Below are 23763 nucleotides of genomic sequence, written 5' to 3'. Positions count from 1 at the left end.
CCGCCGCAGCGGTTCAGGACCTTCCCTCCCGGGTGGCCCGCTCGAGTGCGCGGTCGAGGACGACCAGCAGGGCGTCCCGCACCGAGAGCCGGTCCCGGGCGTCGAACTGCACCAGGGGCACGTGGTCGCCGACGGCCAGCGCCCACCGGATCGCGTCGAGGTCGTGTGCCAGCCGCCCGTCGAAGGCGTTCACGCCGACCACGAAGGGCAGGCCGGCCCGCTCGAAGAAGTCGATCGCCGGGTAGCAGTCGTCGAGCCGGGCGCTGTCCACCACGACGAGCGCGCCGAGTGCCCCCCGGGCCAGGTCGTCCCACATGAAACCGAACCGGGCCTGCCCCGGCGTGCCGAACAGGTACAGCTTCAGGCTGCGGTCGATGGTGACGCAGCCGAAGTCCATCGCCACCGTGGTGGTGGTCTTCGCGGAGCGTACGCCGGGGTCGTCGACGCCGATCCCGGCGGTGGTCATCTCCGCCTCGGTGGTCAGCGGGGCGATCTCGGAGATCGCGCCGACCGTGGTGGTCTTGCCGACCCCGAAGCCGCCGGCGATGAGGATCTTGACCGGGATCGGCGGTGCGGCGGCCGGCGTGGGCCGGGGCACCGCGGCAACACCGGTGGCCGGCGTCCGGTGCGGCGGCGGAGCGGACGCGGCGGGTTGCGGTCCCGTCGGGGAGCCGTACCGGGTGGCGGCGCTGTTGGCGGCGATCCCGCCCAGCGGGGCGACCGGCCATTCAGGAGATCGCACGGAGTCCATCCATCACTCGCAGGATGATGTCGGGGTCGAGGGCGTCGGCGCCGTCGTGCACGTCGAGGTGGCCCGCGGCGCGGAGGTCGCCGACCAGCACCCGGGTCACGCCGAAGTGCAACCGGGTACGGGCGGAGATCTCGGCGACCGAGATCGGCTCGTCGCAGAGCGAGACGATCGCCTGCAACTCGGGTGCCAGCCAGGTCAGCGACGCCGGCCGGTCGGTCGCCGGTCGGGCGGTCACCTGCGTCTCCAGCCCGATCGCCGGGTCGGCGCCGGCCACCCGCCCGGCGGTGAGCACGAACGGGCGCGGGCCGGCGGGCCCGTCCTCGGTCGCCGGCGCGGCCGGGGTCGCCGGCAGGCCGGGCCGCGCGTCGTGCGGGGACGACGCGCGCAGGTAGGGCCGGATCCGGACCGTGGGTTCCGGGTCCGGCCCCTCGCCGGCGACCTCGGGGGTCACTGCTGGGCGGCGTTCTTCAGTTCGGCGATCAGTCTCGGGGTGAGGGCGCCACCGGCCCGCCCGGCGAAGAGCGTCATCTCGTAGGCGACGGTGCCGAGGTTCGCCGAGCGGTCGGCGACCACCCCGAGCACGGAGCCGCTGCTGATCGCGCTGATCAGCAGGTAGCCCTCGGCCATGTCCACGACCACCCGGTTCAGCCCGCCGAGGGCGTACCAGCTCGCGGCGCCGCCGGCGAGGCTCGTCATGCCGGAGACCACCGCGGCGAGCCGTTCCGCGTTGGAGCGGTCCTTGATCGCCGACATGGCCATCAGCAGCCCGTCCGACGAGACGGCGATCGCCTCCAGCACGCCGGCCGTACTGGAGGTGAAGGAGTCCAGCAACCAGTTGAAGGTGCGCGCCTCCGGGCTCAGGTCCCCGGCGCCCGGGTTCTGGTGGTCGACGTTGTCGTGCGTGAAGGGGCTGGTCACCGTGATGTTCCCTCTTCGTAGCGGCGGTCTTGGCTGACTTCGTGCAGAGCGCGGGCGACGCCCGCCTCGAACTCGGTGAGGAGGTCGCGGACCTCGTCCGGGTTCTCCGGGGGGCTGTCGGGCTGACGGGCCGGGGTGGCGGTCAGGTTCGCCCCGGGCACCCGCCGGGTCAGCCCGGCCGGCGCGGTGCCGTCCGGGGTGCCCCGGCCCAGTTCGGCCCGGCGTACGCCCGACTCGACGGCCTCGACGAGGGCGCGGGCGGCGGCCGGGTCCGCGTCGGTGACCGGCACCGGCCCGCTCACCGGCGGGGCGGCCGGCGGCCCGGCCGGGCGCAGGGTGGCGCCGGGCACCCGCTGCCGGATGCCCGGCGGGGCGGCTGCGGCCGGTGCCCGAGGCTCGGTGCCGGCCGGCGCCCGCAGCTCGACGCCGGCCGGCTCGCCACTGGAGCTGAACGCGTCCCAGGAGGCGCCGGACTCCAAGCTGCGGGTGGCGCGGCTCAGCAGCACCGCGTCGAACCCGGACGGCGCAGCCTCCGCCGCCGCGCCGACCCCGGACGGTGCCGTGCCGACCGCCGGGCGGGGCTCGGACGGTGCCGCGCCGACCCCGGAGGGTGCCGTGCCGACCGCCGGGCGGGGCTCGGACGGCGCCGCGCCGACCGCCGCGCGGGGCCGGGCGGCCTCCGGCTCGTCGGGCGAGCGCCGGTCGCGGGCGGGTACGGCGGCCCGGGCCACGGTCACGCCGGCCCGCTCGGCGCGGTGGACGACCAGCGACGTCTCCGGGACGTCCAGGTGTGCGGTCACCCCGCCACCGGCGGTCGGCGTCAGCCGCACCTGCCAGCCGTGCCGGCGGGCCAGGCGACCCACCACGAAGAGCCCCAGCACCTCGGTCGGCGCGAGGTCCAGCCGTTCCCGCCGGGTGAGCCGGGCGTTCTCCTCCGCCAGCCGCTCCGGGGCCATGCCGATGCCCCGGTCCACCACGGTGAGCAGGGCGCCGGAGCCGCTCGGCTCGCCGCCCACGGTGACCCGGGTGTGCGGCGGGGAGAAGACCGTCGCGTTCTCCATCAGCTCGGCCAGCGCCAGGACGAGGTCGCCGACGGTGCCGGGCGCCACCGACACGCCGGGCGGGACCTGCACGTCGACCCGGGTGTAGTCCTCGATCTCGCCGAGCGCCAGCCGGACCACGTCCGCGAGCGGCACCGGCGCCACGTGGGGGTCGGCGCCGGCCGAGCCGGAGAGCACCACCAGGCTGCCGGCGTTGCGGCGCAGCCGGCTGGAGATGTGGTCGAGCCGGTACAGGTGCTCCAGCCGGCCGGGGTCGGTCTCCTGCCGCTCCAGCCGGTCGATCAGCGCGATCTGCCGGCCCACGAGGTTCTGCGTACGGCGGCCGACGTGGCCGAACATCTGGGCCACGTTGCGTCGGCCGGCGACCTGCCGTTCCACGAGCCGGGCGGCGGTGCTCTGCACCCGGTCGAACGCGCGGGCCAGGTCGCCGATCTCGTCGCGGGCCCGTACGTCGACCGGGTCGAGGCGTACCGGCGCGGCGCCCTCGGTCTCGTCGTCGGCGACCCGGGTCAGCTCCGCCTCGGCGACCCGGGCCACCCGGTCGGCGGAGCGGGTGAGCCGGGTCAGCGGCCGGGCCACCGTCCGGGCGACGGCCGCACTGAGCAGCACCACCACGGCGAGGATCAGGGTGACGATCCCCGCCACCAGGTACGCCTCGGTCAGCGCCCGGCGTTGCTGCCCGGTCACCTCGGCGATGACGTCGGCGACGAGCTTCTTCTCGATGAACTGCCCGAAGGTGATCATCGAGCGGACCGACGGGAAGAGCGCGTCCAGCGGGATGTCCCTGGTCGCGCCGGCCGGGTCCAGCGCGCTCCTGGTGAGGAAGTCCGCGCTGGTCCGGGCGGCCACGGCCGCGTCGTTCAGGGTCACCAGCTTCAACTGCTCCGGCGTGATCAGGCTGCGGAACCCCTGGTTGTCCGCCCGCAGCCCCGCCATGCAGGCGACGTACGAGGCACTCACCCGGGGCGAGCCGGTGGCCTTGACGAGCACGATGAGGGTGGCGCAGGCGCCCATCGCCTCGTCGACGCGGAGCAACCCGTCCAGGGCCAGCACCTGCCGCCCGGCCGCCGTGTCGGTGTCCACCCCGAACGGCAGCCGCAGCGCGTCGATCAGTCCCGTGCTGACCGGCCCGTACGCGGCCATGATCTGGTCCGGGGTGGCGGTGCCGGCGAGCACCGCGGCACGCACGTCGGTCAGCCCGCGTACGCCGTGCAGGGCCTCCGTCACCTCCGGCGGCAGCGGGCCTGCCGAGGTCGCCCGCAGGTCGGCGACCCGGTCGTCCACGCCGGCGGTCCGCTGCATCAGCTCGCTCCGGGTGACCCGGCCGAGCAGCAGCCCGACCGAGAGGACGCGTTCCTGTTGCAGGTCCTGCACGAGGCTGCCGATCCGGCTGGCGACGCGGACCCGGTCGGCGATGTCGCCGGCCCGTTGCGCGGCGGCAACGCGGTCGAGCACCGCCGGCACGGCCAGCGCCACCATGCTGAGCAGCGGGATGACCACGAGCAGCGCGAGCTTGCCCCGGATGCGGAGCCTAGCGAGCAGCATCGAAGGGCCCCCACTGCGCGCCGCCGGGTTCGCGGGCCGACCCCGCCGGCTGGAGCTGACGCGGTTCGGCACCCCGGCCGGCGGCCGGCTGCCACGGCGTGTCCTCCGGCGGGGCGTCGGCGCCGTACCGCTCGCGTCGGGCCTGTGCCGCGCGCCCCGGGGCCCGCCGGGCTGCGGCGAGCCACACCGCGCCCAGTGCCGCCCACAGCAGGACGGCCAGCGCCCCGGCCGCCACGGTCAGCCAGCGGTCCCGGTCCAGGTCGCGGGAGCGTCCGGCGAGGAGTGCGTCGAGCTCGTCCAGGATGACGGGCTGGAGCTGCTCGGCGGCGGCCTGCGCGTTCAGCCGGGCGCCGGCGATCCGCGCCTGGTCGGTCTTCGCGTCGCGACCGGCCGGCGCGGAGTGGGCCGCCAACGTCTCGACGGCCCGCTGGTAGGTGTCGAGCGGGTTCAGCACGCTCGGGCCGAGGTCGGCGCTCTCCGAGCTGTCCACGGCGGCCCGCAGATCGGTGACCAGGTCACCGGCCGGGGTGAGGACGCCCACCCGGAGGGCGGCGATCTCGACGGCGGTGCGGTTCCGGTCGCTGGCGGGCCGGCGGTCGGCGAGCACGGCCAGGTCGGCCAGCCGGCCGGCCGCAACGACCGCCTCGGGCAGGTCCCGGCTCGCGTGCTGGAGGAAGAAGGAGTCGGGCCGGGGGTCGCGGACGAGCCCGGACGTCTCCCGGACCTTGCCGTGCAGGGCCAGCAGCAGGTCGGTGGCCTCGCCGTACGCGGTGAAGGCCGCCTCCGGGTCGGCGGGGCCGCGGGCGCCCAGCGCCTCGATCCTGGCCCGCAGGCCCGCCCAGCGTTCCTTGGTGCGCAACTCGTCGCCGGTCCGCGCGTCCACGGAGGCGGCGGCCTCGACCGCGCGGGTCAGCGCCTGGCTGGTGACGGGCCGGGCGGCGACGGCGGCGGACTGGGCCTCGACCAGGGCGTGGGTGACCGGGGCGAGGGCGCGCAGGTACTCCACGCCCAGCCGTTCCCGGCCGGCCAGGTCCCGGTCGTCGGCCGTGAGCCGCCAGGTCTGGACGAACAGCAGGGTCATCGGCGCGAGCAGGGCGACGAGGAGCAGCAGCGGCAGTACGCGGCCCACCGCGGTGGGCCGCCGGCGGGCCGGCGGTGCGGGGACGGTCATGTCTGTCTCCTCCGGCGGGAGCACGGGATCGGCGGGGGGTCGGGGGTCGACGGCGAAGTCCCGTGCACCGGACCGGAAAACTAACCGACCAGCGGGGACCGTTCCGGCCGCCGGACGGTCAGCTTTGCGTCACGAAGCCCGAAGTAACCGCAGGGTCACTCGTTAGGCACCGTCCGTGCCGGGCCGGAGAGTGACAAGGATGGATCGGAGTGGATTTCCGACGAACATCGGAATTCACATGATCCGAATTCATCTCCGTGAGACGGTCTGGACCGCGCCGGTGCGACGCCGATCGGATCAACCGGACGGACGTACGGAGGATCTCAGCCAACGCTCAGGATCCGGGCCGTACCGTGTGCCCAATGAGATCGCCGTTGTCGGCCGCGTGGATCCGGCGTGCCCTGCCCACCCGCCGGCGCGCCGTCGCCGCGACGGTGGTCGTCGTGCTGCTCGCCGCCGCCGTGACCTGGGCCGTCCTGCCGCAGGGGCCGGCCATCCGCACCGAGGCGGCGTTCGTGAACGTCTCCTCCGGGCCGACCGGGGACGAGCCCGTCGTCCTGGACACGACCTTCTACCTGCCCGAGGACGCATCGGCGGCGGACAAGGTGCCGGCGGTGCTGCTGGCGCACGGCTTCGGTGGCACGAAGGAGTCCGTCCGCGCCGACGCCGAGGAGTTCGCCGGACGCGGCTACGCGGTGCTCACCTGGACCGCGCGGGGCTTCGGCCGCAGCGGCGGGCAGATCCACCTGGACCACCCGGACTACGAGGTCCGGGACGCCGAACGGCTGCTGGACTGGCTCGCCGCCCGGCCCGAGATCCGTACCGACGCCGCCGGTGACCCGAAGGTGGGCGTCGTCGGCGGCTCGTACGGCGGCGCCCTGGCGCTCCTGCTCGCCGCGCAGGACCAGCGCGTCGACGCGATCGTGCCGATGATCACCTGGAACGACCTGTCCCGCTCCTTCCTGCCGGAGAGCAGCGGCAAGGAGCCCACCGAGGGCGTGTTCAAGTCCGGCTGGGCCGGGCTGTTCTTCGGCGGCGGCGGCAACGTCGGCTCCGGGCCGGCCGGGCTCTCCGGGAGCAGCGCCGCGCAGCCCGAGGGGGCGCCCGCCTCCGCCGGCCCGCCCAGCCCGGGTCCGGGCGCCGGTCCGGGGACGGGTCCGGGGCGCGCGCCGGCCGGGGCCGGTGACCCGGCGTGCGGCCGGTTCGCCGCCGACATCTGCGCCGCGTACCTGCGCATCGCCACCACGGGTCGGGCCGACCAGGCCGCCGTGGACCTGCTGCGCCGCTCCAGCCCGGCCGGGGTGCTCAACCGGATCAAGGCGCCGACCCTGCTCGTGCAGGGCGAGGCGGACACCCTCTTCCCGCTCGGCGAGGCGAACGCGAACGCGAACGGCATCGCCGCCGCCGGCACGCCCGTGCGGGTGGCCTGGTTCACCGGCGGTCACGACGGCGGCGAGGGCCCGAAGACCGACTCGGACCGGGTGAAGCTCCTGACCGTGCAGTGGCTCGACCACTACGTCAAGGGCGAGGGCGAGGCCCCGGGCGACGACTTCACCTGGTCGCGGATCGCCGGCTTCGACGCCCTCGACCGGGGGCTGGTGGCGACCGGCTACCGCTACGCCGACTATCCCGGCGTCGCCGGCACGGCCCGCCGGAGCGTACCGGTGGCCGGCCCCGCCCAGCCCGTCGCCAACCCGCCGTCACGCAACCCGGCCGCCATCTCCTCGGTGCCCTTCGCCGGTGAGCTGTCGTCGCTGCTCGGCGGCGTGGCCGGCGACATTCCCGGCCAGCACGCCCGCTTCGAGTCGGAGCCGCTGACCGAGGCGGTGGACGTCGTCGGCGCCCCGACCGTCGACGTGCGGGCGGCGTCGGCCACGGGGGAGGCCGTGCTCTTCGTCAAGCTCTACGACGTCGACCCCAACGGCGCGGCAACCCTGCCCAACGGGCTGGTCGCCCCGGTCCGGCTCACCGGCCTGCCGCCGACCATCGACGCGGCACGCCCGGTCACCGTCACCCTGCCGGCGATCGTACGCCGGATCGAGGCCGGGCACCGGCTGCGCGTGGTGGTGGCGACCTCCGACCAGGCGTACGCCACCCCGGTCGAGCCGGCCGTGCACACCGTCGCGGCCACCGGCGCGGTCAGCCTGCCGACCGTCGCCGGCGACCCCATCCCCACCTCCGCCACCGTGTGGCGCTGGGTGCTGGCCGGCCTGGTCGCCGCGATCGTCGTCGGGCTCGTCGTGGTCGTCGCCGTGGTCCGCCGCCGGCACCGCCGCCAGGACAGCTCCATCCACCCGGCGTACGCGGGCGTCCCGCTGGCCGTGCGGCAGCTCCGCAAGGAGTACGCGGACGGCTTCGTCGCCGTCTCCAACGTGGACTTCGAGGTGCACCCCGGTCAGGTCGTCGGCCTGCTCGGCCCGAACGGCGCGGGCAAGACCACCACGCTGCGGGTGCTGATGGGGCTGACCCAGCCCACCGCCGGCGAGATCTACGTCTTCGGGCACCGGCTGGTGCCCGGGTCGCCGGTGCTGTCCCGGATCGGCGCGCTCGTCGAGGGGCCGGGCTTCCTGCCGCACCTGTCGGGGCTGGACAACCTGAAGGCGTACTGGCGGGCCACCGGCCGGCCCGCCGAGGACGCGCACTTCGAGGAGGCCCTGGAGATCGCCGGCCTGGGCGACTCCGTGCACCGCAAGACCAACAACTACAGCCACGGCATGCGGCAGCGCCTTGCCATCGCGCAGGCGATGCTGGGCCTGCCCGAGCTGCTGGTGCTCGACGAGCCGACCGACGGGCTCGACCCGCCGCAGATCGCGGAGATGCGCCGGGTGCTCCAGCGCTACGCCACCGACGGCCGGGCGGTGCTGGTCTCCAGCCACCTGCTGGCCGAGGTGGAGCAGACCTGCACGCACGCGGTGGTGGTGAACAAGGGCCGCATCGTCGCCTCGGGACCGGTCGAGGAGATCGTCGGCGAGTCGCCGAGCGTGCTCTTCGACGTGACCGACCCGGAGGCCGCCCGGGCGGTGCTGGACGGCCTGCCCGGGGTGCGGGTGCTCCCCGACGGCGAGGGGCAGCTCGTGGTGGACACCAACGGCACCGCCCGCAGCGAGGTGGTCGCCGAGTTGGTCCGGGCCGGCATCGGGGTGGACCGGGTGGTGCCGCGGCGCCGCCTGGAGGACGCGTTCCTCGCCCTGGTGGGCGACAACTCTCGGGGAAGCGGAGACCGATGATGGCGGGTACGTCACCCACGGTGGGAGCGGCGGCCGGCTACCGGCCCTCGGCGACCCTGCCGTTCGGCGCCGAGTTCCGGCGGCAGGCCTCCCGGCGGCGTACGCAGCTCGCGCTCGGGTTCATGGTGCTGCTGCCGTTGATCATTTTGATCGCGTTCCAGTTCGACACGGGCGGCGACGACGACAACGGGCGCGGGGAGTTCGGCAGCCTGGTCGAGTTCGCCACGTCGGGCGGGCTGAACTTCACGCTCTTCACCATCTTCGTCTCGGCGTCGTTCCTGATGGTCGTGGTGGTGGCGCTGTTCTGTGGGGACACGGTCGCCAGCGAGGCGAGCTGGGGCAGCCTGCGTTACCTGCTGGCGGTGCCGGTGCCCCGGGCCCGCCTGCTGACGGTGAAGCTGCTCGTCGCGCTCGTCTACTCGGCCCTGGCACTGCTGCTGCTCGCCGGCACCGCCCTGCTGATCGGCACCCTCCGCTACGGCTGGGAGCCGTTGCGCAGCACCGTGGCGGCCCAGCTCGAACCGGGCGAGGGGCTGCTGCGGCTGCTGGGCGTGCTCGGCTACCTGGCGGTCGTACTCCTGGTGGTGGCCGGCCTGGCGTTCCTGCTGTCCGTGGTGACGGACGCCGCGCTGGGCGCGGTCGGCGGCGCGGTGCTGCTCTGGATCCTCTCCAGCATCCTCGACCAGATCACTGCCCTGGGCGCGCTGCGCGCGTTCCTGCCGACGCACTACAGCACCGCCTGGCTGGGGCTGCTGTCGACGCCGGTGCAGACCGACGACGTGGTACGCGGGGCGATCTCGGCGATCAGCTACGCGACGCTGTTCTGGGGCCTGGCGTTCTGGCGCTTCACCCGCAAGGACGTCACCAGCTGAGACGCCGGGCGCCTCACGGCAGCGGCCGGGGGCTGCTCGGCGCCGACCTGCTCGGCACCGGTCTGCCCGGCCGGGCCGGCGTCGGTGCCGGGTCGGTCGCCTTCTTCCAGGCGCTGACGCCGATCCGGCCCGTGTTGCCGAGGTCGACGGGCCCGTCCAGGCCGACGACCTGCGCGGCCCCGCCCACTTCGGGCGCGACCTCCAGGCGCTCGCCATCGGTGGCTACGACCGTCGGATCGGTGACCAGATTGCGCCAGAGCACAGCGGCGCCGGCCCGCTCGCCGGGCTGCAGGGTCAGTGGCCGGGGCGGGTCGTCGAAGCCCGAGGTGATCTCCCTGGCCCCGTGGACCACCCGGACCGGGATGGTGTCGCCGTCGCCGTCGAACAGGCGCAGCACGGGGTAGCCGTTGAGCCGGTAGGGCTTCGTGCCGCAGTTGACCAGTTCCAGACCGAGCGCACGCAGACCCATCGCGGCGCTGCTGCCCGGCGAACTGATCCGGACGCCGGCGGCCGGGCACTCGGTCGTGGGAGTGGCCCAGAACGCCGTCGCCGACGCGGTCGCCGTCGGCATCGTGCCGGGCATCGTGGTCGGCGCTGATCCGGCTGGCGGCAGGCCGGCCGGCGGCAGGTCAGCCGACGGCGGGTCGATCGCCGGCGCACAGGCACCGAGCAGGACGAGGCCGCCGATCGCGAGCCCGACCGCCCGTGCCGGACCTGCAATGCCGTCGCGAGGACGCGGTGCGAGTCCGCCCGCGGGTCGGCCCCCGAGTCGGACCGTAGGGCGGCGTGCGGGTCGGGGTGCGGGGAGGGCCATCGCCCGATCATCGCACCGGCCGGTGCGCCGCCGATCCTCTGACACCCGCCCGTGGGGATCCGGTGGCGCTGTCGAGCTGCCTCACCTGCGGGGCCGGCGGGCCGGGGCACCCGGGCGGTGCCTGTCGAGCTGAATCGCCTACGACATCACCCGGCCCGCGCCACCCGGGGCGAAGCTCCTGACTCGACACCGCCCGGGCGCATTCTGTGATTGCATGGCGCCTGTGAGTGAGAATCGGGTATGGCCACTCCGCCCGCCGGGCCGCCACCCGAGCCGCCGACCGAGCCCTCGTCCACGTCTCTGCCCGGGCCACCGGCTGAGCCGCCGTCCACGTCTCTGCCCGGGCCACCGGCTGAGCCGCCGTCCGCTTCCCCGCCCGTGCCACCACCGGAGCAGCCGTCCGAGCCGTCGTCCAGGTCGAAAGCCTGGGCCGTGCTGGCCGATGAACGCCTGCCCGGGTTTCGCGGGCTCCCGCCGAAGCAGCGCGCGGTGTACGCGACCGTCGCCGCCGTCATCCTCGTGGTCGGCGCGCTGTTCGCCTACCAGGCCAACTTCCTCCTGGACCGGTCGACGGCCACCGATCGGGCCCGCTCGGACAAGCAGGCTCAGGAAGCGGTCGACCGTGAGCAGCCCGCCTTCGTGTCCACCGTCACGCCCCTGGACTACGACCGGGACCTCCCCGAGGCCTTCCGCGTGCTGCTCGACCGGCCGCTGACCGAGGGCGAGCAGGCCACCCTCACCGCCCTGAACGGTGATGCGTCGCGGGTGTGGGAGTTCATGAAGCCGCTCGGCGGCCGGGTCGTCGAGATTGCGTCCTACGTGGCGCCCTTCGAGGACGGCAACGAGAATCGCGGCGGTGCCCAGACGTTCGACCTGAACCTGAACAGCGATCGCGTCGCCGGACTCACGATCAACAACATGGTCGCCGTCAAGGACTCGTGCCACGCACCCACGGCGCAGACGTCGTCACCATCCCCCCGGGGGGTGCCGAGTCCCGGCAGGGCCTGCTGTGGGACCTGACCGGCGGGCCGACGGACAAACCGCACGGCCCGTACGTCCTGGACGAGGGCGAGCCGCAGGAAGGCCAGCTGTACTTCCGCCGCAACGTCGTCGAGCTGGGCAACGGCCAGTCGAACATGGCGTTCCGGGTCCAGCCGGAGGTGACGACCCACACCTGCCAGTGGCACATCGTCGCCTCGTACACCGACACGACCGGTTCCCACGAGCAACGCATCCCGAGCGGTGCCGGCACGTTCACCACCGAGGCCGTTCCGTCGCAGCCCGTGCAGTACTTCGAGCGCGTCCCGACCTCAGGGTGGGGCTGCCTCGGCGAGGTGAGTCAGCAGGGCTGCACGGCCACCGGAATGATCCGGCTACCGAGGCCGCCGACCCACCGACCGGTCCCCGACTGAGGCGGCCCGGTCGCGGGGACGTCAGCGGGAACGGGGCCTGCGCTTGCGGGTGGGGGAGTCGGGGGAGTCCGGCGCGGTGCCCGAGTCGGCGGTGTCCCCGTCGCCGGACGCGGCGGTCACCCGGGCGTCGGTGTGGCTCAGCTCGGCCAGCGCCGCGCCCCTGAGCTGGTAGACGGCGGTGCGCCGGATGCTCAGCTCCGCCATCGGGCCGCCCGCCGGTCGGGTCAGGTAGACCACCGTCGCCCTGCCGTCGCGCACGCTGACGCTCTCCACCGGCGTACGGTCGCCGAGGTCGACCTGGGCCTGGTAGTCCGGCTCGCCCCTGAGGTTGCGCCAGGCGGCGAGGGTGAAGAAGCGGCCGGTGCCGCCGCCGTCGAGCATGACCACGCCGATCGCGTCGCCCGCGCCGTCGCCGTCGAGGTCGCCGATGCCGCACGGCCGCTGCAACTCCACCGTCGTGCCGTCCCGGTCGGCCCACCGGCCGTTGGAGAGGCGGAGCGGGGCGGCGTACCCGCGGTAGCGGACCTTCCGGCTGCCGATGCGGGTGTCGCGCAGTTCCAGGCAGGTGAGCTGGTCGCCGGTGCGGCGCGGGGTGGGGGTCGCCCGGGTGGTCGCCGGGGTGGCGTCGACGTCGTCCCGCTTCGCGGCGGTGCCGGCGGTCCGGTCGGCGGACCGGTTCCGCTTCTTGCGGCTGCCGGTGGAGCAGGCGGTGGTGAACGCCAGCAGGCAGGCCATGGAGAGCGCCACCACCGGGATGAGCTTGCGACGCATCGCGCGTTCCTTTCCGTCGATGTGCCCGAACCGTAACGGGCCCGCGCCAACGCCCTCGTGAACGGTTCGCCGCCGCCGATGGGAGCGTTCCCACAGAGGGGGAACCAATCGACATCGTCAAATGTCCGGCGGCATTCTGGTGTCGTCCCCTCATTCTGACCGGAGGTGCCCTGATGCTCGCTGACCGGATCGGCGGCCCGGCCCTGTCCCTGTTCCGTGCCGTCGTCGGCCTGCTCTTCCTGTGTCATGGCCTGGCCTCGCTGCTCGGGGTCCTCGGTGGCAGCCGGGGCACCGGCGAGGCGGTTCCGCTCGGCGAGTGGCCGGGGTGGTGGGCCGCGCTGATCCAGGCGGTCTGCGGCGGGCTGGTGCTCGTCGGGCTGTTGACCCGCGCGGCGGCCCTGCTGGCGTCCGGCTCGATGGCCTACGCGTACTTCGTGGTGCACCAGCCCGACGCGCTGCTCCCGCTGCGCAACGGCGGTGAGCTGGCCGTTCTGTTCTGCTGGTCGTTCCTGCTGATCGCCGTGTTCGGCCCCGGCGCGTGGGCGGTCGACACCGCGTTGCGGGCCCGACGCCCCGCAGATTCCCGCTCGGTGACCGCCTGAATCCGTACCGTCGAGGAAGGCCCGCCGGTCGCCCGACGGCGGCTGCGGGATCGCTCACAGCGTGGGATCTCGCGTCGATCCGGGCGGCCTCGGTGCTTAGACTCGACGGCACAACTGCATACCTCATCCAGAGGGGCTGAGGGATACGGCCCGACGACGCCCCGGCAACCACCCCGCGCGCTCATCGCAGAGCGACCGGCGGGGCAGGTGCCAATTCCGTCCCCGCCGCAGGGTGCGATGCGGGGAAAGATGAGAGGACCCGCGACATGACGTCGACGTTCGCCCCCTCCGGCATCGACACCACCGCCAGCCCCGCCCGCGCCCTGGTCTGCCGCGCCTGTTCGGCGCGCTACCCGCTCGCCGCCCAGCACGCCTGCTACGAGTGTTTCGGCCCGCTGGAGGTCGACTACGACGTCGCCGCGCTCGCGACGGTCACCCGGGAGCAGATCGAGGCGGGCCCGCAGAACATCTGGCGGTACGCGGCGCTGCTGCCCGCCGGCCAGGACCCGGCCACCCGGGTCACCCTCGACCCCGGCTTCACCCCGTTGGTGGCCGCCCCGCACCTCGCCGCCGAGCTGGGCATCACCGCCCCGCTCTGGGTCAAGGACGACAGCGCCAACCCGACCCACTCGTTCAAGGACCGGGTCGTCTCGGTGGCGCTGACCGCCGCCCACGCGCTCGGCTTCAGCCGCTACGCCTGCGCCTCCACCGGAAACCTGGCCAACTCGGTCGCCGCGCACGCGGCCCGGGCCGGCGCGCCGTCGGTGGTCTTCATCCCCGGCGACCTGGAGCAGGGCAAGGTCATCACCACCGCCGTCTACGGCGGCGAGCTGGTCGCCATCGACGGCTCGTACGACGACGTGAACCGGCTCTGCGGCGAGTTGGTGGAGACGGACGAGTTCGAGGACACCGCGTTCGTCAACGTCAACGTGCGCCCCTACTACGCCGAGGGCTCGAAGACGCTCGGCTACGAGGTCGCCGAGCAGCTCGGCTGGCGGATCCCCGCGCAGGTGGTGATCCCGATGGCCTCCGGCGAGCTGCTCACCAAGATCGACAAGGCGTTCGCCGAGCTGGTCGAGATCGGCCTGGTCGAGGCGCCGGCCGGCGGCTGGAAGGTGTTCGGCGCGCAGTCGGCCGGCTGCAACCCCATCGCCACCGCCCTGCACGCCGACACCGACACCATCACGCCCGTCAAGCCGACCGGCATCGCCAAGTCCCTCAACATCGGCGACCCGGCCGCCGGCATCTACGCGCTGGAGGCGGTGCGGCGCACCGGGGGCTGGATGGAGTACGTCGACGACGACGAGATCCGCGCCGGCATCCGGCTGTTGGCCCGGACCACCGGCGTCTTCGCCGAGACGGCCGGCGGGGTGACCGTGGCCGTGCTGCGCAAGCTGGTCGAGTCCGGCCGCCTCGACCCGACCGCCGAGACCGTCGTCTTCAACACCGGCGAGGGCCTCAAGACCCTCGACGCGGTGGCCGGCGAGGTCGGCCCCACCCACCGCATCAAGCCCTCGCTCCGCGCCGCCCGCGACGCCGGCCTCCTCGGCTGACCCCGCCCGGCACCCGGTTCTCGCCCGCCCCTCCGCGTCGATCATGAGGTTGGCGGCAAAGTTGATCGCGAACAGTGCCGCCAGCCCCGGGCCTCGGGCCCTCGGAGGGGCCGGGAGCTGGCGTGTCGAGGGGGTCGCGGGCAGGAGAGTGGGGGATTCGGCGGGTAACTGGGATTTCGCTGTGAGTGCGGAAAACGCGCCGACAAGGACTTGACGGCAGGAACCGGACGGCGCAAGATGCTCCGTGCGGGAGGGCGTTTCGCCGGAGACTTTCAGTTCTTGCGACCCAACGCCGGAGGCGTTGTGCGAGCGTCCCTCCCGACCAACTTCCGATCGGGCCAGCGGTTGATCCGCTGGCCCGATCGTCGTCGTGCGGCACACCCACGTCAAGCGGGCTGAACGAGCGCGTCGATCCCCACCGCCGACCTGACCGCGACCACCGGGTCGCGGTGGGGTCGGGGGAGGTTGGTCCGGCCCGGGCTGGCTGCCGATCGGATCGGGGCCGGGCGCCCCTGCGGTGTCTGCCCGAGCTAGGACACCGTGGTGTCCTGGTTCGCCACCGCCTGGGTCCAGACGTGCACGCTCGCGCCGGTGACCGGTGCCAGGGTCGGGGTCAGCACCAGGACGTGTTCGTCGGACCCGTTCCGGCTGGTGAGGGGCAGGACGTACGCGGAGCCGACGGCGAGTTGCTGGACGCCCTCGACAGTCCAGGTGTCCTTCCCGCGGGTTCCGCCGAGTTGGTCGACGAGAATGGTGTCCTCGACGTCGCCCTTGAGCTTGTCGGAAACAGCGACCTTGAAGATGGTGTGGGGGGCGCCGCGCTCACCCTGGCGTACCTCCGCGACGCCAGTGACGGTCCCGACCACGACCGCATCGGCGTAGCCGGCGACCTTGGCGCGGTTGGTGGTGTCGAACGCGAAGCTCACCGAAACCGGGTGGGTCTGAGCCGGGCGAAGCTGTTGGTAGGTGAACCAGCCGCCGACGGCCAGGACAAGGGCGACCAGCCCGACGAACGGGGCCTTCAGCCGGTGGTTCATCTTCAGTACCCCCATTTGCTGTGATAGGTGCTGATGTCCCACGATTGCAAATTGTTGTTCATGTTCGGGTTGTAGTCGGTCGAGTAGGGGTCCATGACCGCAACTTCAGGACCGTGGTCGAGACCGATGGCGTGCCCGAATTCGTGGGTCATCGCGGCGTGATCACGTGAGGTGCTGTAACTGTCGAGATAGTGGGTGTTCATGACGATGTCGTCCGCGCCGGCTACGCAGGAGTAGTAGGCGACCGTGCCGTTCCCGCCGTCATTGCTGTCGCTGACGTCGACGTCGGAGTAACTCCAGGCGTCGTCCGCTCTGACGTCGATGGGATTGAGCGCGTTCCACTGGTTGACCGCGTGATTGAGCGAGTCGTTGTACTTGGTGAAGTCATCGTAGACGAGTTCCCCGCCGTCGACCGCGTTGCAGGCGCTTCCGGCGATTCCCACGTCAGCCGCGGCAGGGGTTGCGAACAGGGCCGACGCGGCGAGCATCCCGGACACCATCAGCGTCGACCAGGCCGGCCGGCGACGGAAGGCAGACTCTCGTTGCTCCACAGAACCTCCTCGAATATAGATAGAAGGTCGTCACTGTAACCGACCCGGGGCATCCGATGTGGACCCGAATTCCCCGGACCCCGGTTCGCCCGAGGGGGTGCGGGCGTGCGGCGACGCCGCCGCTGCCTCGGCGGCTGGACGGACTGGCAGCTCACGATCCGAGTTGTGACACGGCCCTACTGATCTGAGGGGTTCCTGTTGCATGATGGCGGGCATGACGGAGACCCCGCACCCCCTGTACGACAGGCACGCCGACACCCTCAACCGGGCGCTGACCGCGATCACGGAGCGCGGGTACTGGTCCGCCTACCCCGAGTCGCCCAGCCCCCGGGTCTACGGCGAGACCGCCGCCGCCGACGGCAAGGCCGCCTTCGAGGCGTACCTCGGCGGTGACTTCCCCCTCGACCAGCCGCGCACGGCCGACCGGGTCGCCACCGAGAGCAGCCCGTTCGGCGTCGAGCTGAACGTCCGTTACCCGCACGCCGGCGCCGACGAGCTGGTCGCCGCCGCCACCGCGGCCCTGCCCGGCTGGCGCGACGCCGGCCCGCAGGCCCGGGTGGGGGTCTGCCTGGAGATCCTCGACCGGCTGCACAAGCACATCTTCGAGCTGGCCAACGCGGTGCAGTTCACCAGCGGCCAGGCCTTCGTGATGGCCTTCCAGGCGGGCGGCGCGCACGCGCTGGACCGCGCGCTGGAGGCGGTCGCCTACGCGTACGCGGAGATGACCCGGCACCCGGGGACGGCGGGCTGGGAGAAGGCGGCCGGCAAGGGCGACCCGCTGCGGATGACCAAGACCTTCCACGTGGTGCCGCGTGGCGTGGCGCTGGTGATCGGCTGCAACACCTTCCCGACCTGGAACTCGTACCCGGGGCTGTTCGCCTCGCTGGTCACCGGCAACCCGGTCGTCGTCAAGCCGCACCCGCGCGCGGTGCTGCCGCTGGCGATCACGGTGAAGTACGCCCGGGAGGTGCTCGCCGAGGCCGGCTTCGACCCGAACCTGGTGCTGCTCGCCCCCGAGGCTCCCGGGGAGAAGCTCGCCTCCACGCTGGCCCTGCACCCGGCCGTGAAGATCATCGACTTCACCGGTTCCACCGAGTACGGCGACTGGCTGGAGGCCAACGCGCGGCAGGCGGCGGTCTACACCGAGAAGGCCGGGCTGAACACGGTGGTGATCGACTCCACCGACGACTTCGCCGGGATGTGCCGCAACCTCGGCTTCACCCTGAGTCTCTACAGCGGCCAGATGTGCACCACGTCGCAGAACATCCTGATCCCCGGCAACGGCATCGAGACCGACCAGGGGCACAAGAGCTTCGACGAGGTGGCGGGCGGGATCGCCGCGGCGGTCGCCAAGATCACCGCCGACCCGGCGCGCGGGGTGGAGATGACCGGCGCGATCGTCAACGACGGGGTGCTGGAGCGCCTCGACGAGGTCACCAAGGTCGGCGAGGCGGTGCTGGAGTCGCGTACGGTCGAGCACCCGGCCTTCCCCGGCGCGGTGGTCCGCACCCCGACGGTGGTCAGGCTGGCGGCCGACGACACCGCGACCTACTCGAAGGAGTGGTTCGGGCCGATCTCGTTCGCCATCGCCACGGACTCCACCGCGCACAGCCTGGAGATCCTGCGCGCCACGGTCGGCGAGAAGGGCGCTCTCACCGCGGCGGTCTACTCCACCGACGAGGCGGTCCTCGACGCGGCCGAGACCGCGGCGATCGAGGTCGGGGTGCACCTGTCCTGCAACCTGACCGGCGGGGTCTTCGTGAACCAGTCGGCGGCCTTCTCCGACTTCCACGGCAGCGGCGCCAACGCGGCGGCCAACTCGGCGCTCACCGACGGCGCCTACGTGGCCAACCGGTTCCGCATCGTGCAGTCCCGCCGGCACGCCTGAGGTGCCCGGCTGCCCGGGTCGGCCCCGCACCGGCCGCTCCGGGCAGCCGATCCGGTTCTGGCGGAACGGGTCACCGGCGCGGGTCAGGCCGGGCGGCGCATCTGGAGCTCGGTGAGCGCCGGGACCGTGGGGTGCGGGACGCGTACGCCGGTGTCGACGAAGCCCAGCCGCCGGTACGCGCGGTAGGCCCGGTCGTTGCCGACCACGACCTCCAGCATCAGTTCGGGGCGCCCGCAGGCGCGGGACCAGGCCGCGACCGCGTCGACGAGGTCGCCGAGGAGGCCCGTGCCCCGCCAGGGCGGGGTGACGTAGACGGCGTACACCACGGTCAGCCCCGGCTCCCCGGGGGCCACCGTGCCGCCGGCGTGCCCGACGAGCCGGCCGCCCGGGTCCGCGACGAACTGGGCGGTGCCCGCCCCGACGGAGACGGCCGCGATCCTGGCCGCGTAGTCGGCGTGCGACCGGGCCGCCGCGTCGGCGAGGGTCTCCAGGAAGGCCAGCGGGGCGTCGGCGAGCATCTCCAGCCGCAGCGCCCGCATCCGAGCCGCGTCCGGGGGGCGGACCCGCCGGATCTGCGCCCGCCGCGTCGGCCTCGGACCGTCGGGCGTGCTCGTCATGCCGAATGCCTATCACAACGATGACGGCCGATGGCGTTCGATCGGCGTATGTCCGATTTGTGGTCGTGCGGTGTCGTCACGCTTCGTGTAGCGTGCGATTTCGGTCACCGTTTCAGCGGCCCTCGTCGATCGCCGAGCCGGTGGTCCTCCGGTGCCGGCCCGCCCGGCCTCCGGGGTCGTGGAACGCCGCGCAGAGTGAGGAAGTGCACCGTGGCAGAGGGCACCGTGAAGTGGTTCAACTCCGAAAAGGGCTACGGCTTCATCGCCGTCGACGGTGGGCAGGACGTCTTCGTCCACTTCTCGGCGATCGAGATGGACGGCTACAAGGCGTTGGACGACGGCCAGCGGGTCGAGTTCGAGATCGCCCAGGGCCAGAAGGGCCCCCAGGCCGAGCGCGTGCGCGTCATCGCCTGACGGGCGTCCCTCCCGCGCCCCCGCGCCGACCGACCTCCCGACCACCGGTCGTGGGGCGCCGGCCGGGGGCGGCCCGGTGGTCCGGGCGGTCGTCGGCCGGTCCGCTCCACGGGGCCGGGCAGTCTGCCGGTCCGCTGCACGGGGGCGGGCTTCGGCGCGGTTGCGTCGGCAGGGAAGGATCGTGAGCCGTTCCAGCCATCGCTGAGGAGGGTTCATGTCCGACCAGCCACCCCAGGCCGCACCGCCCCCGGGAGAGCCCGACCCCTCCGCGACACCACCCGTCGGCCCGGGCGGTGCTGCGCCGACGGGCCCGCAACAGCCGCAGGACTGGGTCTTCCCGCCCACCGGCGGGTACCCGGCCGGCTCCGGCCCGTACGGCGGGCAGCCGTGGTACCCGGGCGCCCCGGTCGCCTATCCCGGGCAGCCGGGCGCCTATCCCGGGCAGCCGGTCCACGGGTGGTACCCGCCGGGGCACGGCCTCGACCCCGCCGACCTGCTCGTCACCCCGCCCGGCGCGGGCGTCAACGGCTGGTTCGGCCGGTGCGTCGGCGCGGTGCGCCGGGGCTGGCGGCTGCTGCTGCCGATCCTGCTGCTCACCCAGGTGCTGCCGGCCCTGGTGGTGTCGATGCTCTCGTTGGTCGTCGACCCGAGCGCCAAGTGGGAGGAGTCGATGGCCGACGACCCCGCCGCGCTGCCCGACACCTTCCTGACCGACACGGGCGTCCTGCTGTTCGTGGTGCTCGGCAGCGCCCTCGTCTTCGGTTTCGTGCAGAGCCTGGGCTGGGCGGCCGGCACCTGGGTGGTCACCCGGCAGGCGGCCGGTCAGCCGGTGAGCGTGGGCGCGGCCCTCTCCTACGGGGCGCGTCGGGCGCTGGGCCTCTGGGGCTGGACCCTGCTGATGAGCGTGATCATCGGGCTCGGGGTCTGTTTCTGCGTGATCCCCGGCATCTACTTCGCCTTCGCGCTGAGCATGGCCGGCCCGGTCTACCTGTTCGAGCGGCAGCACCCGATCGGCCGTTCCTTCCGGATGTTCCACGACCGGCTCGGTCTGCTGCTCGGCCGGGTGGCGCTGGTCGCGGCGGCGGTGATCGTCGGCAGCGGGGCCGCCGGCATGGTGGAGGGCATCGGCACGCTGCCGTTCGGCACCACCCCGCTGGAGTCGCCCGGCACGGCGGTCGGCGTGCTCGTGGTGACGCTGGTGGGCGCGGTGCTGGCCCTGCCGACCCACCTCGCCCAGTTGGTCGGCCTGGTCGTCACGTACGCCGAGCAGCGCGCCCACGAGGGGCCGGTGGACAGCGCCCGGCTGACCGGTGAACTCGGCTGACCGGGGCGATCGTGCTTGCACTCGGCAGGGGAGAGTGCTAAACAAGTCATTGGCACTCGCATACCGTGAGTGCCAATGGTCGGGGCGGTAGGGCCACGGTCGTAGCGGCGTCCAGACGCGGCTGCGGCACATGGCCGGTCGTCGCGGGCTATCCGGCCCGGCCGAGGAGACGTCGTCGTCGCCAGGTGGCGACGTCCCAAGGTGCGTACACCAGGCGGCCCATCCGGGACACACACTCCGGGTGGCCCGTGAGTGTCCAGGAGGACAACGCCGTATGGCCAAGATGATCGCGTTCGACGAAGAGGCGCGCCGCGGCCTCGAGCGGGGCATGAACCAGCTCGCCGACGCCGTGAAGGTGACCCTCGGCCCCAAGGGCCGCAACGTCGTCCTCGAGAAGAAGTGGGGTGCCCCCACCATCACCAACGATGGTGTGAGCATCGCCAAGGAGATCGAGCTCGAGGACCCCTACGAGAAGATCGGCGCCGAGCTGGTCAAGGAGGTCGCGAAGAAGACCGACGACGTCGCCGGTGACGGCACGACGACGGCGACCGTCCTGGCCCAGGCCCTGGTCCGCGAGGGCCTGCGCAACGTGGCCGCCGGTGCCAACCCGATGGCCCTGAAGCGGGGCATCGAGGCCGCCGTGGCCAGCGTCTCGGAGGAGCTGCTCAAGCTCGCCAAGGACGTCGAGACCAAGGAGCAGATCGCCTCCACCGCCTCCATCTCCGCCGGTGACACCAGCGTCGGCGAGATCATCGCCGAGGCGATGGACAAGGTGGGCAAGGAAGGCGTCATCACCGTCGAGGAGAGCAACACCTTCGGGCTGGAGCTGGAGCTCACCGAGGGTATGCGCTTCGACAAGGGCTACATCTCGGCCTACTTCATGACCGACCCGGAGCGCATGGAGGCCGTCTTCGACGACCCCTACCTCCTGATCGTCAACAGCAAGATCTCGTCGGTCAAGGACCTGCTCCCGATCCTCGAGAAGGTCATGCAGTCGGGCAAGCCGCTGCTGATCATCTCCGAGGACATCGAGGGCGAGGCCCTGGCGACCCTGGTCGTCAACAAGGTCCGGGGCACCTTCAAGTCCGTCGCCGTCAAGGCGCCGGGCTTCGGTGACCGCCGCAAGGCCATGCTGGCCGACATCGCCATCCTCACCGGTGGCCAGGTCATCAGCGAGGAGGTCGGCCTCAAGCTGGACGCCGTCGGCCTCGACATGCTGGGCCGCGCCCGCAAGGTCGTGGTGACCAAGGACGAGACCACCATCGTCGACGGTGCCGGCGACGCCGAGCAGATCCAGGGCCGGGTCAACCAGATCCGGGCCGAGATCGACAAGAGCGACTCCGACTACGACCGCGAGAAGCTGCAGGAGCGGCTGGCCAAGCTGGCCGGCGGCGTCGCGGTGATCAAGGTCGGCGCGGCCACCGAGGTCGAGCTCAAGGAGCGCAAGCACCGCATCGAGGACGCCGTCCGCAACGCGAAGGCCGCCGTCGAGGAGGGCATCGTCCCGGGTGGTGGCGTCGCGCTGGTGCAGGCCGGCAAGACCGCCTTCGACAAGCTGGACCTGGTCGGCGACGAGGCGACCGGTGCGAATATCGTCAAGGTCGCGCTGGACGCCCCGCTGCGGCAGATCGCCGTCAACGCCGGCCTCGAGGGCGGCGTCGTGGTGGAGAAGGTCCGTAACCTGAACCCGGGTCACGGCCTCAACGCCGCCAACGGCGAGTACGTCGACCTGCTGGCCGCGGGCATCATCGACCCGGCCAAGGTGACGCGTTCGGCGCTGCAGAACGCCTCGTCGATCGCGGCGCTCTTCCTCACCACCGAGGCCGTCGTGGCGGACAAGCCGGAGAAGACCCCGGCCGCCCCGGCTGGTCCGGGTGGCGGGGACATGGACTTCTGAGTCCAGCTCCGACAACGCCGTGAGGGGCGGGCCGCGTCAGCGGTCCGCCCCTTGCGCTGTCACGTCGGCAGTGGCCGTTGGTTGCGTCTCTTCTGCGCCCGGTCGTACGGCTGCGGGATCTGCACCGGCTCGTCGACCAGCGTCACCGGCTCGTCGGCCGGCTCGTCGACGCCGGCCATCTCCGCCTGCTGCTCGGCGTCGCCGTAGTCGAGCCGGTCGAACGGCAACGGGCCGGGGCGTTCGTCGTCCGTGGTCATGGCTGCCTCCTCTACCGGAAACGGTAGGGCGCGACGATCACCAATGCGGGCGAATGGCGTTATGAGGGTCTATATCCCGTTCGCCCCGTTGTCAGTCGCCGAGCGTCCTGCGGTACAGGAAGAAGACGCGCTCGATCCGGGCACCCGCGCTGCCCGAGTAGAACGGGACCGGCCCGACCCAGCCGATCTGCGCAGCCGTCACGCCCGCCGCCCGCTGCTCGCGCAGGCAGCGGCGCAGCAGCACCCCGCCGATCCCCGAGCCCTCGGCCGCCGGGGCGGTGCCCATCGGGCCGAACCAGCTCGGCCGCGACGACCCGTACGCGGCGAAGCCGAGCACCACGCCGTCGCGCTCGGCCAGGTGGCAGCCCGCCCCCTCCCGGCCCACCGAGCCGGCCAGTTCGGCGTCCCAGGCCCCGCCGAAGGTGGCGCGGGCGAACTCCGCCAGCGCCGGCAGGTCACCCGCCTCGGCGCGCCGGACCGTGACGCCCTGCCCGGCCAGCCGCGCCTCCGCCGGCTCCGTCGGGCGCAGCGCGGGCGAGCCGTCGTACGACAGGTCGGCGGTCATGTTCCACGCCGTCCGGTCCTGCCGGTAGCCGAGCGCCAGCGCAGCGCAGACCGCCGGGGTGTAGCGCACGTCGATCCCGGGCCAGGCGTAGTACGGCGGATTCCCGGCGAGCAGCACCTCCACCGCGCCGAGCTCGGCGAACCGCGCCTCGGCGGTCGCCAGCAGGGCCCTCCCGACACCGCGTCGCCGCTCCTCCGGTGCCACCGCGACCAGGTCGACGTGACCACGGGCGTCGCCGTCGCCGGCGGCGAGGGAGCCGATGAGCACACCGACGAGGCGCCCCTGCCGGTGCGCGCCCCACGCGAACACCGGGCGGTGGGCGGCGGCCCGCGCCCACAGGGTGTCCACGACAGCCGGCGCCTCGGCCGCGTCCTCCGGCAGGTCCAGTGCCCGCCCGCAGAGCTCCACCACGGCGGGCCGCCGGTCGGGTCCCAGCTCGACGATCTTCAGGTCCATGGACGCCGACCCTAGGTCACCGGAGCGCTTCTGTTAAGCAGAGCCCCTGCTGGCGCCTGG

Annotated in this window: 22 protein-coding genes and 1 riboswitch; of the genes, 10 read left to right on the top strand and 12 right to left on the bottom strand. The window is 73.3% G+C overall.

Annotated elements, in window-relative coordinates; translation table 11 throughout:
• Positions 1-13: 13 nt before the first annotated feature.
• The 5 genes from OG989_RS04665 to OG989_RS04645 are packed head-to-tail and all read right to left on the bottom strand — an operon-like array spanning position 14 to position 5446.
• Positions 14-751, bottom strand: coding sequence for a GTP-binding protein (locus OG989_RS04665; RefSeq protein WP_132239958.1), 738 nt, complete (start codon positions 749-751; stop codon positions 14-16).
• Entirely contained in the window at positions 729-1202 is a 474-nt protein-coding gene (locus OG989_RS04660) for a DUF742 domain-containing protein (RefSeq protein ID WP_151456015.1), read from the bottom strand. Before OG989_RS04660 ends, OG989_RS04665 begins: the two co-directional genes overlap by 23 nt.
• Positions 1199-1669, bottom strand: a complete 471-nt coding sequence (locus OG989_RS04655) for a roadblock/LC7 domain-containing protein (protein WP_151456016.1) — start codon at positions 1667-1669, stop codon at positions 1199-1201. The genes OG989_RS04660 and OG989_RS04655 overlap by 4 nt, the downstream gene beginning before the upstream one ends.
• A complete protein-coding gene (locus OG989_RS04650) occupies positions 1666-4275 on the bottom strand; it encodes a sensor histidine kinase (protein ID WP_327029780.1) in 2610 nt (869 codons plus the stop codon). Before OG989_RS04650 ends, OG989_RS04655 begins: the two co-directional genes overlap by 4 nt.
• Positions 4262-5446: a hypothetical protein gene (locus tag OG989_RS04645; RefSeq protein ID WP_151456018.1), complete on the bottom strand. Its 1185-nt coding sequence runs from the start codon at positions 5444-5446 to the stop codon at positions 4262-4264. Before OG989_RS04645 ends, OG989_RS04650 begins: the two co-directional genes overlap by 14 nt.
• A 362-nt stretch (positions 5447-5808) precedes the next feature.
• Here OG989_RS04645 and OG989_RS04640 point away from each other — a divergent pair, with 362 nt between their 5' ends.
• Together OG989_RS04640 and OG989_RS04635 are read left to right on the top strand one after the other, a co-directional pair.
• The gene (locus OG989_RS04640) at positions 5809-8673 is read left to right on the top strand and encodes an alpha/beta fold hydrolase (RefSeq protein ID WP_327029779.1); all 2865 of its coding nucleotides are present in this window, start codon (positions 5809-5811) and stop codon (positions 8671-8673) included.
• Positions 8670-9545, top strand: a complete 876-nt coding sequence (locus tag OG989_RS04635) for an ABC transporter permease (RefSeq protein WP_151456020.1) — start codon at positions 8670-8672, stop codon at positions 9543-9545. Before OG989_RS04640 ends, OG989_RS04635 begins: the two co-directional genes overlap by 4 nt.
• Before the next feature lie 13 nt (positions 9546-9558).
• Here OG989_RS04635 and OG989_RS04630 read toward each other — a convergent pair whose 3' ends face one another.
• Positions 9559-10116: a DUF4232 domain-containing protein gene (locus OG989_RS04630; RefSeq protein WP_225852348.1), complete on the bottom strand. Its 558-nt coding sequence runs from the start codon at positions 10114-10116 to the stop codon at positions 9559-9561.
• Between the two features lie 675 nt (positions 10117-10791).
• Between OG989_RS04630 and OG989_RS04625 the strand changes: the two genes are divergently transcribed.
• Both OG989_RS04625 and OG989_RS04620 read left to right on the top strand, forming a co-directional pair.
• Positions 10792-11379 carry a hypothetical protein gene (locus tag OG989_RS04625; RefSeq protein ID WP_327029778.1) on the top strand — a complete coding sequence of 196 codons (588 nt, stop codon included), beginning with the start codon at positions 10792-10794 and terminating at the stop codon, positions 11377-11379.
• Positions 11298-11771 carry a hypothetical protein gene (locus OG989_RS04620; RefSeq protein WP_327029777.1) on the top strand — a complete coding sequence of 158 codons (474 nt, stop codon included), beginning with the start codon at positions 11298-11300 and terminating at the stop codon, positions 11769-11771. The genes OG989_RS04625 and OG989_RS04620 overlap by 82 nt, the downstream gene beginning before the upstream one ends.
• 21 nt (positions 11772-11792) lie before the next feature.
• On the opposite strand, the gene OG989_RS04615 is transcribed toward OG989_RS04620, so the two are convergent.
• A complete protein-coding gene (locus tag OG989_RS04615; RefSeq protein WP_327029776.1) occupies positions 11793-12542 on the bottom strand; it encodes a hypothetical protein in 750 nt (249 codons plus the stop codon).
• A gap of 173 nt (positions 12543-12715) precedes the next feature.
• Here OG989_RS04615 and OG989_RS04610 point away from each other — a divergent pair, with 173 nt between their 5' ends.
• Positions 12716-13144 carry a DoxX family protein gene (locus tag OG989_RS04610; RefSeq protein ID WP_151456024.1) on the top strand — a complete coding sequence of 143 codons (429 nt, stop codon included), beginning with the start codon at positions 12716-12718 and terminating at the stop codon, positions 13142-13144.
• Between the two features lie 120 nt (positions 13145-13264).
• A riboswitch (SAM riboswitch) is annotated at positions 13265-13400 on the top strand.
• A gap of 10 nt (positions 13401-13410) precedes the next feature.
• Positions 13411-14697: a threonine synthase gene (thrC, locus tag OG989_RS04605; RefSeq protein ID WP_151456025.1), complete on the top strand. Its 1287-nt coding sequence runs from the start codon at positions 13411-13413 to the stop codon at positions 14695-14697.
• A gap of 530 nt (positions 14698-15227) precedes the next feature.
• On the opposite strand, the gene OG989_RS04600 is transcribed toward thrC, so the two are convergent.
• Both OG989_RS04600 and OG989_RS04595 read right to left on the bottom strand, forming a co-directional pair.
• Complete coding sequence (locus OG989_RS04600; protein WP_151457550.1) at positions 15228-15734, bottom strand: hypothetical protein; 507 nt, start codon at positions 15732-15734, stop codon at positions 15228-15230.
• 2 nt (positions 15735-15736) lie between these two features.
• Positions 15737-16285, bottom strand: coding sequence for a matrixin family metalloprotease (locus OG989_RS04595; RefSeq protein ID WP_225852532.1), 549 nt, complete (start codon positions 16283-16285; stop codon positions 15737-15739).
• Between the two features lie 214 nt (positions 16286-16499).
• On the opposite strand from OG989_RS04595, the gene paaN reads away from it, so the two are divergent.
• Positions 16500-18173, top strand: a complete 1674-nt coding sequence (gene paaN / locus OG989_RS04590; RefSeq protein WP_327029775.1) for a phenylacetic acid degradation protein PaaN — start codon at positions 16500-16502, stop codon at positions 18171-18173.
• Positions 18174-18256: 83 nt separating this feature from the next.
• Here paaN and OG989_RS04585 read toward each other — a convergent pair whose 3' ends face one another.
• Complete coding sequence (locus OG989_RS04585; protein WP_151457552.1) at positions 18257-18790, bottom strand: GNAT family N-acetyltransferase; 534 nt, start codon at positions 18788-18790, stop codon at positions 18257-18259.
• A gap of 210 nt (positions 18791-19000) precedes the next feature.
• Between OG989_RS04585 and OG989_RS04580 the strand changes: the two genes are divergently transcribed.
• From OG989_RS04580 to groL, 3 genes are all read left to right on the top strand, one after another.
• Positions 19001-19204, top strand: a complete 204-nt coding sequence (locus OG989_RS04580; RefSeq protein ID WP_121400069.1) for a cold-shock protein — start codon at positions 19001-19003, stop codon at positions 19202-19204.
• A 214-nt stretch (positions 19205-19418) separates the two neighbouring features.
• Complete coding sequence (locus OG989_RS04575; protein WP_327029774.1) at positions 19419-20528, top strand: DUF3824 domain-containing protein; 1110 nt, start codon at positions 19419-19421, stop codon at positions 20526-20528.
• A gap of 274 nt (positions 20529-20802) precedes the next feature.
• Positions 20803-22425 carry a chaperonin GroEL gene (gene groL, locus OG989_RS04570; protein ID WP_151456693.1) on the top strand — a complete coding sequence of 541 codons (1623 nt, stop codon included), beginning with the start codon at positions 20803-20805 and terminating at the stop codon, positions 22423-22425.
• A 59-nt stretch (positions 22426-22484) separates the two neighbouring features.
• Here groL and OG989_RS04565 read toward each other — a convergent pair whose 3' ends face one another.
• A complete protein-coding gene (locus OG989_RS04565; RefSeq protein ID WP_088998151.1) occupies positions 22485-22682 on the bottom strand; it encodes a hypothetical protein in 198 nt (65 codons plus the stop codon).
• Between the two features lie 91 nt (positions 22683-22773).
• Complete coding sequence (locus OG989_RS04560; protein ID WP_327029773.1) at positions 22774-23703, bottom strand: GNAT family N-acetyltransferase; 930 nt, start codon at positions 23701-23703, stop codon at positions 22774-22776.
• Positions 23704-23763: the final 60 nt, after the last annotated feature.

The sequence above is a fragment of the Micromonospora sp. NBC_01740 genome, from assembly GCF_035920365.1.
In the GTDB taxonomy this organism is placed as follows: domain Bacteria; phylum Actinomycetota; class Actinomycetes; order Mycobacteriales; family Micromonosporaceae; genus Micromonospora; species Micromonospora reichwaldensis.
This window is presented reverse-complemented; position numbering and strand designations above follow the sequence as displayed.